General features: G+C 40.8%; 12 protein-coding genes. 10 read left to right on the top strand and 2 right to left on the bottom strand.

Annotation, left to right across the window (positions count from 1 at the left end; genetic code table 11):
* From R3X28_RS17535 to R3X28_RS17510, 6 genes are all read left to right on the top strand, one after another.
* Nucleotides 1-3,483 (top strand): hypothetical protein (locus tag R3X28_RS17535; RefSeq protein ID WP_317666051.1); only part of this gene is annotated, 3,483 nt, incomplete at its 5' end.
* Between the two features lie 7 nt (nucleotides 3,484-3,490).
* A complete protein-coding gene (locus R3X28_RS17530; protein WP_317666050.1) occupies nucleotides 3,491-4,945 on the top strand; it encodes a hypothetical protein in 1,455 nt (484 codons plus the stop codon).
* Nucleotides 4,946-4,967: 22 nt separating this feature from the next.
* Complete coding sequence (locus R3X28_RS17525) at nucleotides 4,968-6,125, top strand: gliding motility-associated C-terminal domain-containing protein (protein WP_317666048.1); 1,158 nt, start codon at nucleotides 4,968-4,970, stop codon at nucleotides 6,123-6,125.
* A 218-nt stretch (nucleotides 6,126-6,343) separates the two neighbouring features.
* Complete coding sequence (locus R3X28_RS17520) at nucleotides 6,344-7,084, top strand: M15 family metallopeptidase (protein ID WP_154368838.1); 741 nt, start codon at nucleotides 6,344-6,346, stop codon at nucleotides 7,082-7,084.
* 39 nt (nucleotides 7,085-7,123) lie between these two features.
* Entirely contained in the window at nucleotides 7,124-7,885 is a 762-nt protein-coding gene (locus R3X28_RS17515) for a M48 family metalloprotease (protein ID WP_154368841.1), read from the top strand.
* A 132-nt stretch (nucleotides 7,886-8,017) separates the two neighbouring features.
* Nucleotides 8,018-8,185 (top strand): DUF6747 family protein, encoded by a 168-nt coding sequence (locus R3X28_RS17510; protein WP_179955156.1) that lies wholly within the window; start codon nucleotides 8,018-8,020, stop codon nucleotides 8,183-8,185.
* A gap of 102 nt (nucleotides 8,186-8,287) precedes the next feature.
* Here the strand turns inward: R3X28_RS17510 and R3X28_RS17505 are convergent, their stop codons facing one another.
* Nucleotides 8,288-8,683 carry an ankyrin repeat domain-containing protein gene (locus R3X28_RS17505; protein ID WP_282056871.1) on the bottom strand — a complete coding sequence of 132 codons (396 nt, stop codon included), beginning with the start codon at nucleotides 8,681-8,683 and terminating at the stop codon, nucleotides 8,288-8,290.
* 242 nt (nucleotides 8,684-8,925) lie between these two features.
* On the opposite strand from R3X28_RS17505, the gene gpmI reads away from it, so the two are divergent.
* The 4 genes from gpmI (at nucleotide 8,926) to R3X28_RS17485 (ending at nucleotide 12,953) form a co-directional block, all read left to right on the top strand.
* Complete coding sequence (gene gpmI / locus R3X28_RS17500) at nucleotides 8,926-10,428, top strand: 2,3-bisphosphoglycerate-independent phosphoglycerate mutase (RefSeq protein WP_317666044.1); 1,503 nt, start codon at nucleotides 8,926-8,928, stop codon at nucleotides 10,426-10,428.
* A gap of 14 nt (nucleotides 10,429-10,442) precedes the next feature.
* Entirely contained in the window at nucleotides 10,443-11,228 is a 786-nt protein-coding gene (locus tag R3X28_RS17495; protein ID WP_317666043.1) for a helical backbone metal receptor, read from the top strand.
* 74 nt (nucleotides 11,229-11,302) lie between these two features.
* A complete protein-coding gene (map, locus tag R3X28_RS17490; RefSeq protein WP_154368849.1) occupies nucleotides 11,303-12,121 on the top strand; it encodes a type I methionyl aminopeptidase in 819 nt (272 codons plus the stop codon).
* A gap of 64 nt (nucleotides 12,122-12,185) precedes the next feature.
* On the top strand, nucleotides 12,186-12,953 hold the full coding sequence (locus R3X28_RS17485) for a class I SAM-dependent methyltransferase (RefSeq protein WP_317666041.1): 768 nt from the start codon (nucleotides 12,186-12,188) through the stop codon (nucleotides 12,951-12,953).
* On the opposite strand, the gene R3X28_RS17480 is transcribed toward R3X28_RS17485, so the two are convergent.
* Entirely contained in the window at nucleotides 12,950-13,888 is a 939-nt protein-coding gene (locus R3X28_RS17480) for an FAD:protein FMN transferase (protein ID WP_317666040.1), read from the bottom strand. The genes R3X28_RS17485 and R3X28_RS17480 overlap by 4 nt on opposite strands.
* Nucleotides 13,889-13,898: the final 10 nt, after the last annotated feature.

Below are 13,898 nucleotides of genomic sequence, written 5' to 3'. Positions count from 1 at the left end.
GCGAACACCTCTGGTGTGAACACTGGTGACCAGGATATTTCAGGAATAGCTGCCAATGCAACTGCCATTTCAAATAACAATGCTGCCATTGTAGCCAACGATACTGATATTACAGATTTACAGAACGAACAGACTACCCAGAACGACGCGATTGCATTGAACACCGCTAAAACCGGGATTACCCCGGCACAGGCTGCCATCGTTGCGAATACCTCTGGTGTGAACACAGGTGACCAGGATATTTCAGGGATTGCTACCAATGCAGCAAACATCAGTTCCAACGATACGGACATCGCAAACAACACTTCCAATATCAGTGACAACGATGATGACATCCTTGCTTTACAAAACGAACAAACCACCCAGAACGATGCCATAGCCCTGAACACCGCTAAAACCGGAATCACCCCGGCACAAGCGGCAATCGTTGCGAATACCTCTGGCGTGAACACTGGAGATCAGGATATCTCAGGGATAACTACCAATGCAGCAAACATCAGTTCCAACGATACGGATATCGCAAACAACACTTCCAATATCAGTGACAACGATGATGACATCCTTGCTTTACAAAACGAACAAACCACACAGAACGACGCGATTGCATTGAACACTGCCAAAACCGGAATCACTACTGCCCAAGCGGACATCATCGCCAATACCTCTGGCGTGAACACAGGTGACCAGGATATTTCCGGTATCGTTACCAATGCAGCAAACATCAGTTCCAACGATACGGACATCGCTAACAATACTTCCAATATCAGTGACAACGATGACGACATCCTTGCGTTACAGAACGAACAGACTACGCAGAACGATGCCATTGCCCTGAACACTGCAAAAACGGGAATCACCCCAGCACAAGCGGCCATCGTTGCCAATACCTCCGGGATCAACACCGGTGATCAGGATATTTCAGGGATAGCTACCAATGCTTCTGATATTGATGCTTTGGAATTGGAACAAACCACCCAGAACGACGCCATTGCACTGAACACCGCTAAAACGGGTATCACCCCGGCACAGGCTGCCATCGTTGCGAATACTTCTGGTGTGAACACTGGAGATCAGGATATTTCAGGTATCGTTACCAATGCTTCTGATATTGATGCTCTTGAATTGGAACAGACTACGCAGAACGATGCCATTGCATTGAACACCGCTAAAACGGGTATCACTCCGGCACAGGCGGCCATCGTTGCGAATACTTCTGGTGTGAACACAGGTGACCAGGATATTTCAGGAATAGCTACTAATGCAGCAAACATCAGTTCCAACGATACGGACATCGCAAACAACACTTCCAATATCAGTGACAACGATGACGACATCCTTGCGTTACAGAACGAACAAACTACGCAGAACGATGCCATTGCATTGAACACTGCCAAAACCGGAATCACCACTGCCCAAGCGGACATCATCGCCAATACCTCCGGGATCAACACCGGAGATCAGGATATTTCCGGTATCGTTACCAATGCAACTGCCATTTCAAATAACAATGCTGCCATTGTAGCCAACGATTCCGATATCACAGATTTACAGAACGAACAGACTACGCAGAACGATGCCATCGCATTGAACACCGCTAAAACTGGAATCACCACTGCCCAAGCTGACATAATCGCCAATACCTCCGGGGTCAACACAGGTGATCAGGATATTTCAGGTATCGTTACCAATGCTTCTGATATTGATGCTTTGGAATTGGAACAAACCACCCAAAACGATGCCATAGCCCTGAACACTGCTAAAACGGGTATCACCCCGGCACAGGCTGCCATCGTTGCCAATACCTCTGGCGTGAACACTGGTGACCAAGATATTTCAGGAATAGCTACCAATGCCACTGCCATTTCAAATAACAATGCTGCCATTGTAGCCAACGATGCTGATATCACAGATTTACAGAACGAACAGACTACGCAGAACGACGCGATTGCCCTGAACACCGCTAAAACGGGTATCACCCCGGCACAGGCTGCCATCGTTGCCAACACCTCCGGGATCAACACAGGTGATCAGGATATTTCAGGGATAGCTACTAATGCAGCAAACATCAGTTCCAACGATACCGACATCGCCAACAATACTACAGCGATATCAAATAATGCTAGTGAAATTACTGCTAATGATACCGACATCGCAAACAATACAACGGCGATAACCAACAACACTACCGCAATAACTGCAAACGCAAGTGAAATTGCTGCGAACGAGACGGACATTGCTAACAATGCCGCTGCCATTGCTGCACACAATACAGCCGATGGGGATTTGAGTGCTACGAACGAACTTTCTGATTTAAACTTAGATGCTTCGAATATACTTACACTTACCAATCCTGCTACTGGTACGAATCAAGTAGATTTATCTGGATTTGTCTCTTCCGACGACCAACAAGTCGAATTATTCGCTTTTAATGGTTCAACTTTTGAATTATTATTGGGAATTGAAGATGATGCAGAGACTAGGGTAGCAAACTTATCTTCTTTACATGCAGATGGTACTGAAACTAAAATTGTTGCTGGGGATGCCAATATTATCGTAACAGGTGATGGCTCCTCAAGCTTACCATATGGTATTTATAATAATTTTACTGAAGTTGATGGCAGTATCACAAACGAGACAAACACAGGTTTTTCAACAGTAAATGTTTCTGGAACTGATTACTTAAGAATATCGGATTCTAATGGCGACCTAGATGTTCCATTATCAGATTTATCTCATTCCGGTACTACGGGGTCTGTATTTTTTGCAGGATCGGACGGTTCACCTACCGAAAACAACTCTCAATTATTTTGGGACAATACCAACAATAGATTAAGTATCGGAAATCCTTTATCAGGAACAAATAAACTAACAGTTAACGGAGCAACACGAACCAGTGGTTTGAACAATTCAGACGGAACTGTTGGCCAACCATCCTACAGGTTTTCAGATGATTCAGACACAGGAGTTTACAGCCCTGGAGCAGATAGGATTGGCTTCACTGTTGGCGGAAACGAGGCTTTGGAAATAAATGAAACATCGGGTGACACCAAAGTTACAGTGAACGAAACCTTAGAGTTAGAAGGTGCCGTATTGGATAGTAACGATTCTGTCGGTACAACGGGACAAGTGCTAAGCTCCACTGCAACAGGTACAGAATGGGTAGATAATTATAACCCAATTAAAGCAATTGGGAAAATTGCTTCTGACGGAACAATTACCCGAGCCACCACAGGTGTTTCCGTTACAAGAATTAGTACAGGTTATTATAGGGTAACATTACCTTCAGGTTCGGTATCCGATGCCGATTATATTATTCAATTGACCCAACCGGGAAGAGGTGGGGCCGGTAATGATGACCCAGGTATCTCCTACTCCAATCAAACAGCTACAAGCTTTGAGGTTATTATTGGGGACAACGACAATGGTGGTACTGATAGAAGTCGATTTGATTCGGAATTTATGTTTACAATTTTAGATTTATAATAAGAATATGAAAAAACCAATTGTATTTATCCTCATTTTATTCGTCACGGGATTTTCCTTTGGACAAATTGAAGCCGGACTCCTATTTGGCCTTACCAAAGGTACTACCTCTGAAATCAGTTCACTGACAGGTATGGAAGAAGGACAAATGCTTTACAATACCGATACACAGGAAATTTATGTTTACGATGGCTCCGCGTGGGTGAAAACCTCAAATTCCAACTGGCTTTCAAGTGGCAATACTTTATCTACGGGATCCTTTTTAGGAGCAACCAATGATGTTGGTATGGACATTAGGTCCAACAATATAAGTTTACTACAGTTCGGTAGAAGGCAAACCTTGGGCCTTACCCAAACCTATCCGGATTACAATGATAAGGACCAATACTTGACCTACGTTAAAGGGGATAACGGAACCTCAGCCATACAATTTCAGGCAGATGCCGCCGATTTTTACAAACCCATGTTCTTCACTAACTCCCAAGGAAATTTTAGACTCAAAGGAAGTGCTGCAGGTACTGATTTTTTCGAACTTGGTTCCGCCGGTGTTTCCAATGCAGGAATAATGGAATTTATAATTGGTGACGATGGTGCAGAGCCCTTTATCTTTAAACGTTATGATTATAGGGACCAACTGAACAAAGAACTATTTAGGATCCAAGGAAGTGCGGACAGTCAAGACGCTTTACCTAGGGTAGGCATAAATACGGGGCAATTGGCGAATTCGACCTTGGAGGTAAATGGTTCCATTGCAACGGCCATTACCTCACCGAGTTCTAGTTTAACCTTGAATGAAACACACCATACCGTACTAGTAGACTCCAATAGAAGTATTACATTACCTTCGGCCAATACCTGCGAAGGACGAACCTATATTATCAAGAACACCCATGATAGTGCCATCACTATTTCGACTTTTGTTGATAATACAGGGACCAATTCGACCTCCGTAGCATCGAATAGTGTGGTACAGTTACAAAGCGACGGCAGTTCATGGCACTCCATTACCCCTGGCCTACCCACCTTTAAGTACTCCCAAACCTTTGCGGGTAGGGCCTATTTTTACAATAACATATGGTACGCACCTAATGCAACATACGGACTTAATTTGTATTGGAATCAAAGTTTAGGAACAGGCAGTACCGCCACCTATACCACCTCGGCATCACCCGCAGGCATACCTATTGCCCGCAGTGAAACACTTACTAAATTCATAATGAAAAATGATTTCAATGCAAATCCATCAGGCACACAACAAATCAATCTTTCAGTATTGAGGGGAAGTTCCTTTATCAGTATAGGAACCTACAATATAACGGGAGGAAGCACCAGTATTTCTATTCAAAACCAAGATGTAAATTTCGAATTACAGGAAAACGACCTATTGGTTTGGGCTTGTAGAACCAGTAGTGGTGCCAATAGATATTCAACGGCTTCAATAACTTTTGAATTTGCCTATTAAATAAATGTTTAAAAAACAAACAATGAGAATCGCACTTATCATATTTTTTGCTTTTAACTTGGCTTTGTCTCAAGATGCTGTGCATAATTATGGTGCTATGCAAATACATGGTTCAACTATGGTCGGTTTTCATATGGACTTGATCAATGATGGTGAGTTCGACAAAAATTCAGGATTGGTAGGGTTTTATGGTTTTGATAGATCCATCATGGTTTCAGGTTCCAATATCCCGGTTTTCTACGATGCGGAAATCGCCGTGGACAATGGACTCTATTTGAACACCCAGATTGATGTGACCAATAATGTGAACCTTATTGTAGGTGATGTGATCACACCAAGAATAGATACGAACATTTTTACTAATTTCATGGAGAACGCCTTTTATGTTGGCGAAAATGACGTATCCCTAATAGATGGCTATGCCGCCTTCACGAACAAGGACAATTTTACTTTTCCTGTAGGTGATGATAATAGACTTAGGCCCTTGGGAATAAGCTCGGATGAGATCGACCCCTTGGTAAAATGCGCTTATTTTTATGAAGACCCTAACTCCCCTTCGGTGTTCGGCAAAAGTTTCGAGACCCAAAAAATCGCTTCCGAATACATGTCGGTCAGTGAAAAGGAATACTGGCATTTAGAAGGTGAGGCCCTGACCACAGTTACCCTAACCTGGGACGAACTGAGCAACATTGGAGCCCTGGCAGAATATCTTGGGGACCTTAAGGTAGTGGGCTGGCATAAAGAACAGGACGAATGGGTGAATTTAGGAAATACCAATGTTGAAGGTGGATTGGCAGGAGGTTCTATCACCTCACTACCGTTTATTCCCAATGACTATGAAATATTGACCCTTGGCGGTAATGCCGATAGGGTTGAGCAATTCGACACTATAGAACTTGACAATTATTACATGACCCCGAACGGCGATGGTAAAAACGATTACCTGGTCCTTGACGGTATTGAGGTTTCCCCCAATAATTCCTTACAGATATTCAATAGATACGGGGTTCTGGTCTATTCCAAGGAAAACTACCAAAATGAGTTCGATGGTACTTCGAACAGGGAATCGGTAATTTCCCGCGATATGGGATTATCCACTGGTATATATTTCTATATCATAACCATGCACGACCTTAAACAGCGTCATCAAGGATACCTGTATCTTTCCGTAAAGCAGTAGAGACATTCGAACATGTGCGCCATCTATCCTGCCTTTGCACCTTTAGGATAAACCAAGTACTCATAATATTTGTTTAATTTTATTGTTTTGGGCATTAAAAAACGATTGAAGCCGTTATTTAATAGAAGTTCAACAAGTATGAATATTTTGGCTTTAAAAGTATGGCAACATATTTGCACATAAACGCTTATAAGTCATTTTGGTATAATTAATACAGTATGAAAAGAAGATCATTCATAAAAAAAAGTAGCATTTCAGGATTGGCCTTGACATTGGCCCCCTCCCTTATGGTTGCCAAAGACCGTGAATTCGAGTATTCGGTTTTGGAGTTAATGGGGAAAGAAGACATACAATTATACGGGGAAGGTATTAACCTTAGAAAGGAAGCCCACGATGCCTTTTTGGCCATGAAAAAAGCCGCTTATAGTGATGGTATTGATTTAAAGATCGTTTCCAGTTTTAGAAATTTTGAACGACAGGAACTGATTTGGGAACGAAAATTCATTAGGTATACCGAAGACAACGGCATGCCCCCTCTCGACGCCATTGATAAAATAATAGAGTATTCCACCATTCCCGGAACCAGCAGGCATCATTGGGGTACCGATATTGATATAATCGATGGGTACCGAAAAACCAATGGCGACGTACTGGTACCGGAAAAATTCGAAGCGGGCGGGCCTTTTGAGGATTTTAAGAAGTGGATGGATGAAAATTCAAAAGAATTCGATTTCCATATCGTTTATACCAATGAACCCAAACGACGGGGTTTTAAATATGAACCATGGCATTATAGCTATGCACCTATCTCGATTCCGATGCTTACGGCCTTCCGAAGATTGAATTTAGTGCAATTACTACGTGAAGAGAATTTTTATGGCAGTGAGCATTTTACATCCGGCTTCATCAAAAATTACTTACGTAATAATATTTTAGATATAAATACCGCACTTTTATAGGTTTTTTATATATTGGGCCAACACTGAACAAAACTAACCATGAGAAGAGGCAGTTGGAAAATTAGAATCTTTATTGGCTTGGCCATAGTTGCATTTGCCTTTATTCAAAGATGTAGCAACAAAGAAGAGAACCCATACACAGGAAGGGTACAGAACATTAATATGAGTTCTGAACAAGAGATTGCCATCGGCGTACAAAGTGCTCCTGAAATGGCTGCACAACACGGGGGGCTATACCCAGATGAACGCCTTCAATCCTTGATCGATTTTGTAGGTAAAAAGTTAGTTGACAATAGTATTGCCCGTGAAACCCCGTATGAATACGATTTTCATTTATTGGCCGATGAGCAGACCATAAACGCTTTTGCATTACCTGGTGGTCAGATCTTCATCACCTATGCCCTATTCTCCCAACTTAACGAAGCACAATTAGCAGGTGTCCTAGGACATGAGATCGGTCATGTAATCGGTAGACATTCTGCCGAACGTATCGCGGACAGCAATTTTTGGCAAACCGTGACCATGGGAGCAACCGTTGGTGCAGATGCCGGGGGTATCGTAGGTAGCATTGGTCAGAACACCCTTTTAAAAAATGGTCGTGGTGATGAATTGGAAAGTGATGATCTTGGCGTTTGGTTCATGATAAATGCAGGATACGACCCTATGGAAATGATAGAGGTAATGAAAATTTTAAAAGCGGCCGCAGGGCCCAATCGAGTACCCGAATTTCAAAGTACACACCCCGATCCGGAAAACCGTATAGAAAAAATCAAGGAAGCCATAGCTAAATATGGTGGATAGTCTTTTTCAGAATTAACACAATTCAATTTGATTTAGACAATATTTTAGTATCTTTGGGCTATACCCAATTCTTTTTATTGCCTCAGATTTAACCCTTATAGCTTTGATTTACGATCACTTAAACAAAACTATATGGGAACACTATTACATTTTAAGGACATTTACACGGAAGCATTCGAGAATTGCCGCCCGAATTTTGTTGTATTACTCTTAAAAGCATACTCCATTTTCTGCGTTTTTATGCTGTCATTGGCGTTTTATGCTTTTATCTATAGGGTAGCTACGGGTTACGATTTTTGATCTTTCAAGATTCACTCTTTTACTTGAACACTATCTGAAGTGAATACATTAAAAAAAGCACCCCACTTTCGGTGGGGTGCTTTTTTTGTTCTCAATCTTGAATCAGCTCTGCATTTCCGCATTGATTACCTGTAAAGCCTCTTTTGCATTGGCTAACTCGGCAATTTCAGTAATAGAATGACCTTTATTCGATTTAATACGAAGGTCAGCCCCATTTTCGATTAAAATCTTTAAGATCTCCACGCGGTTATAACGTGCAGCGAAAATGGCAGGGGTTTTTCCAAGGGATTTCCGATTTACGTCTTCCCCCATGGCAATCAACTTTTTAACCAGATCAACATCCCCCTTCACTATTGCCTTACATAACATATTGAGTTCTACCGTTCTGAAAGAAGTAGGGTTCACGTTAAAATCCGCATTTTGATTTTGATGATTTGCCATTGCAGCAGTGACCGTGAGCATACAAGCTGCGGTCGCGATTACGATTGTTTTTCTCATGATGATTGTTTTTTGTACCGGACAGGATCCGATAATGATTGATGAATACTATTAACTTAGTATAAATATAGACTCCAATGCCTTTAAAATGTTTCAGCATTAACTGTTAAATAACTAAATTTTAACAAATTACAACTATTTCCGAAACGATATCAGCATGCTTGTACGTTAAAAAAAAGCCCCTTAAATAACTAGCTAAACTTACCGTAACACCGTATTTTTGCATAAAGAAATTTAATACAATGAATAAAAAAGTAATCTTAATGATTTTAGATGGTTGGGGCACATCCCCTGACCCTAAAGTTTCGGCTATTGACAATGCAAACACTCCTTTTATAGACAGTTTATATACAAAGTACCCGAATGCGGCATTACGTACAGATGGGTTAAATGTAGGTCTGCCGGAGGGCCAAATGGGAAACAGTGAAGTTGGGCATATGAATTTAGGTGCCGGAAGAATCGTTTATCAAGAACTGACCAGGATCAATCTTGCGATTGAAAACAACACGTTAAAGGACGAAAAAGTCTTGGTTGATGCATTTAATTATGCAAAAACGAACAATAAAAAAGTACATTTCCTAGGATTATTGAGCAATGGCGGTGTTCATTCACATATAAACCATTTAAAAGGTTTGTTAAGTGCGGCCAAGGACAATAACCTTGATAAGGTATACGTACATGCCTTTACGGATGGCAGGGATGTAGACCCTAAATCCGGAGCTTCATTTGTTGCCGACTTAGAGGATCATATGGCAAAAACCACAGGTAAAATTGCCACATTGACAGGTCGTTATTATGCTATGGATCGTGATAATCGATGGGAAAGGGTTAAACTGGCCTATGATGTAATTGCCAATGGTATCGGTGACCCAACCGATAATGTGGTCGCAAGTTTAGAATCTAACTATGCGAATGGGGTAACGGACGAGTTTATAAAACCATTGGTTGCCGATAAAAATGGTATCGTTGAAGAAGATGATGTTATAATCTTTTTCAATTTCAGAACGGATCGTGGAAGGGAATTGACCAATATGTTGTGTCAAAACGATTTTCCTGAGTACAATACGACCAAACGAAAATTATATTATGTTACCATGACCAACTATGATGAAAGTTTTAAGGGTATACATGTAATTTTCAACAAAGACAATATCACTGAAACTATTGGTGAAGTATTATCCAAAGCCGGTAAAAAACAAATTAGAATAGCAGAAACGGAAAAATACCCTCATGTAACTTTCTTTTTCTCTGGAGGAAGGGAAGAGCCTTTTGAAGGTGAAAGCAGAATTCTAAGAAATTCGCCCAAAGTTGCAACTTACGATTTAAAGCCTGAAATGAGCGCTTATGAACTAAGGGATGCTCTAGTGGAAGAATTAAAGAAGCAAGAAGCTGATTTTGTATGTCTCAATTTTGCGAATGGTGATATGGTTGGCCACACAGGTATTATGGAAGCCGCTATCAAGGCATGCGAAGCTGTAGATGTATGCGCCAAAGATGTAATCGAAACAGGTTTGGATAATGGATATTCGACCATTTTGATTGCGGATCACGGTAACTGTGAGACCATGATCAATCCCGATGGCTCACCTAATACGGCACATACCACGAATCCTGTTCCGGTAATTTTAATCGATAACGATTTAAAAGAAATAAAAAATGGTGTTTTAGGTGATGTTGCACCGACCATTTTAAAAATGATGGGTGTTGCACAGCCAGAAGCCATGACAAGAGAGTCGTTGGTATAAATCAATACGGTTAAATGCATAATACAATAAAAGACCAACTTGGAAGAACTACGGTTTTACCTAGTTGGCCTTTTCGTATTATATCATTAGTACCATCCGAAACTGAAACACTTGTAGATTTAGGTTTGGAAGAATACTTGGTCGGAATCACCCGATTTTGTGTTCATCCGGGCTACTTAAAAAAAACGAAAACCATTGTTGGGGGAACCAAAAAAGTATCATTTGATAAAATTGCCAAATTAAACCCCAATATTATCCTCTGTAACAAAGAAGAAAACACAAAAGAAATTGTTGAGACCCTTGAAAAAAAGTACGCAGTTCATGTCTCTGACGTAAACAATATAAAGAACGCTTTACAACTAATAAGACAATACGGAATCTTGTTCAATTGCCCAGATAAATCGGCCATTATGGTTTCAGGGATCGAACGAAAACAAAAAAGTTTTGAAGCCTTCATTCTTCATAAACCCAAAAAACGAGTACTTTATTTTATTTGGCAAAAGCCATGGATGCTTGCCGGAAAAGGTACATTCATAGACTATTTATTACAATTGAATGGCTTTATCAACATGAGCCCAGAAAACCCTCGATACCCCTTAATTGACAACGATTATCTAACTAAAACCAAAGTAGATCTGGCCTTGCTTTCTTCTGAACCGTTTCCTTTTAAAGAGCAACATATCAATGATATTGAAAATACCGGCATAGAAGGAAAGGGAATCCTTGTGGATGGCGAATATTTTTCCTGGTACGGGTCCCGTCTATCATTGGCCTTTGAGTACTTTAAAAGCCTACATTAACACTTTTCACAAACCTTTTAGATTGGCATCATTTGGCTTCCAAGCTTCAAAGTAAATATTTACCTTTGCAACTTATGATTATAGTCAAAACACCCGAAGAAATAGAGTTAATGCGAGAAAGCGCATTGATCGTTTCAAAAACTCTTGGTATGCTTGCATCAGAGGTTAAGCCAGGAGTAACAACATTGTATTTAGATAAATTAGCAGAGGATTTTATTAGAGACCATGGGGCTGTCCCCGGTTTTTTAGGACTATATGATTTTCCTAATTCTCTATGTATGAGTCCAAATGCCCAAGTGGTACATGGTATACCTAACGATACCCCATTAGTTGAAGGCGATATAATTTCAATTGATTGCGGTGCCTTGAAAAACAATTATTACGGAGACCACGCCTATACTTTTGAAGTAGGGGAAGTTACTCCTGAAGTCAAGAAGTTACTCGAGGTAACCAAACAATCTTTATACATAGGAATTAAAGAATTTAAAATTGGTAACCGAGTCGGAGATGTAGGTTATGCCATTCAAAAATTCACCGAAGCCCATGGTTATGGCGTGGTACGTGAGCTCGTAGGTCATGGTTTAGGGCAAAAAATGCATGAAGACCCTGAAATGCCAAATTATGGCAGAAGAGGCCGAGGCAAAAAATTCGTTGAAGGTATGGTTGTTGCCATTGAGCCTATGACCAATATGGGCACCAAAAGAATTAAACAGCTTAAGGATGGATGGACCATTCTTACGGCAGACGGAAAACCAAGCGCCCACTTTGAGCATGATGTTGCCCTTGTTAATGGAAAACCGGAATTACTTTCCACTTTCAAATATATTTATGACGCTTTAGGTATAGTGAGTGATGAAGAGGATGAATTTCGTCAAAAAGAAATTCAATTGTAGGTTAAATCTAACTGTTCAATCGTTCCTGTAGAAAATCAGTATAGGTTCTTCCGGAAGTGATCTTATGAAAAAAATATTCAAATTTTTCCTAAACGCCATTCCGAGACCTTTGCTTATAAAGTTAAGTTATTGGGTAAGACCTTTAGTGGCCTTATGGCTTAGTGGAAAAAGATATACCGACCCGATTGATGGAAAACAATTCAGGGCTTTTTTACCCTACGGATATGAAAACCCCAGGGAAAATGTGCTGTCCCCTTCTACCCTATCACTGGAAAGACACCGATTATTATGGTTGTTCCTTCAGAAGGAAACTGATTTTTTTACGTCGAACTTAAAGGTTTTGCATTTTGCACCTGAGCAGGCTTTCTACAAAAGATTCAGGAACCTTGATAACATTGACTATACTACCACGGATTTAAACTCCCCATTGGCCGATGTCAAAGCCGATATATGTAACCTCCCCTTTGATGATGATTCCTATGACGTGATTCTCTGTAACCATGTTTTGGAACATATACCTGAGGATGTCAAAGCCATGCAAGAATTATACCGTGTAATGAAATCTGGAGGATGGGGCATATTTCAAATACCCCAGGACCTGAAAAGGGAAAAGACTTTTGAGGACAACAGTATTACCGACCGAAAAGAACGGGCCAAGATATTTGGACAATATGACCATGTACGAATTTATGGGAGGGATTATTTTGACAAACTCCGCGATATAGGCTTCGAGGTCGAAGAAGTAGATTTCAACAAAAACCTGACGTCTGAAGAAATAGATACATATAGATTGGCCAGCACGGAAATTATCCCCTTGGTACGAAAGTCTTAGTTTACGACCAATTTCTGAAACCCTTGGGTCATGAATTCCTGGGTGTTCCCTTCTTCGTCCAAATAAATTATATAAGCCTCCAACGCCTTCTCAGCTTCCAATACTTCTTTGACCTTATCTAAGGGCATAGCCATAAATGCCGTGGCAAAGGCATCTGCCGTAGCACATGCATCGGCCAAAACGGTAACCCCCAAAGTGCTGGAATTCTTTGTAAAACCGGTTTTAGGGTCAATGGTATGTACATATTTTTTACCCGTTACTGAATCTATCCTGAACTTGCGATAATTCCCGGAAGAAGCCAAGGCCTTATCCTCTAACTGAATTAAAATCTTTAGCCTTCTACCCGTTTCGGCCTGTGGATCATCAATACCAACAACCCAAGGTTTTTGCTTTATTCGGTTAATCCCTTTTCCTACTAATTCCCCTCCGACTTCCAATAGATAGTCCTTGACCCCTTTTTCGTCCATCATTCTGGCCAAACGATCTATGGCATATCCTTTTGCGATGGCATTAAAATCCAAATAGGTATTGGGATATTGTTTTTCTATACGGTTTTCAGGAGTTATACTCACTTTATCCAATCCAACGAATTGCATCAGGCTATCTACCGTTACACTATCCATCTCCACTTTCTTCCCTGGACCAAATCCCCAAGCATTGACCATGATACCCACCGTTGGATCAAAGTAACCCTCGGTATGGGCGTTTATTTCTTTGGATAGATCAAATACCTCACGAAACATTTCTTCGACAGTTACACCGGTTTCCCCTTTATTTATTCTTGAAATATCAGAAGTTGGGATATAGGTGGATAATGATTGGTTAACTACTGCGAAAACCGAATCGATTTCTTTTTGATAATCCAATGGCCTGTCAGCTATATAAATAATACTGTAAGAGGTGCCTAAGGCCCCACCTGCATTGGAATTCTTCACATACTTCTCT

Origin of the sequence: Maribacter sp. TH_r10, from assembly GCF_033101095.1 — a bacterium.
GTDB lineage: Bacteria > Bacteroidota > Bacteroidia > Flavobacteriales > Flavobacteriaceae > Maribacter_A > Maribacter_A luteus.
This window is presented reverse-complemented; position numbering and strand designations above follow the sequence as displayed.

Bases quoted from the DNA above. Each gene is read 5' to 3' on its own strand.
- R3X28_RS17530 (WP_317666050.1), top strand. From the start codon at position 3,491: ATGAAAAAACCAATTGTATTTATCCTCATTTTATTCGTCACGGGATTT.
- R3X28_RS17525 (WP_317666048.1), top strand. From the start codon at position 4,968: ATGAGAATCGCACTTATCATATTTTTTGCTTTTAACTTGGCTTTGTCT.
- R3X28_RS17520 (WP_154368838.1), top strand. From the start codon at position 6,344: ATGAAAAGAAGATCATTCATAAAAAAAAGTAGCATTTCAGGATTGGCC.
- R3X28_RS17515 (WP_154368841.1), top strand. From the start codon at position 7,124: ATGAGAAGAGGCAGTTGGAAAATTAGAATCTTTATTGGCTTGGCCATA.
- R3X28_RS17510 (WP_179955156.1), top strand. From the start codon at position 8,018: ATGGGAACACTATTACATTTTAAGGACATTTACACGGAAGCATTCGAG.
- R3X28_RS17505 (WP_282056871.1), bottom strand. From the start codon at position 8,683: ATGAGAAAAACAATCGTAATCGCGACCGCAGCTTGTATGCTCACGGTC.
- gpmI (WP_317666044.1), top strand. From the start codon at position 8,926: ATGAATAAAAAAGTAATCTTAATGATTTTAGATGGTTGGGGCACATCC.
- R3X28_RS17495 (WP_317666043.1), top strand. From the start codon at position 10,443: ATGCATAATACAATAAAAGACCAACTTGGAAGAACTACGGTTTTACCT.
- map (WP_154368849.1), top strand. From the start codon at position 11,303: ATGATTATAGTCAAAACACCCGAAGAAATAGAGTTAATGCGAGAAAGC.
- R3X28_RS17485 (WP_317666041.1), top strand. From the start codon at position 12,186: ATGAAAAAAATATTCAAATTTTTCCTAAACGCCATTCCGAGACCTTTG.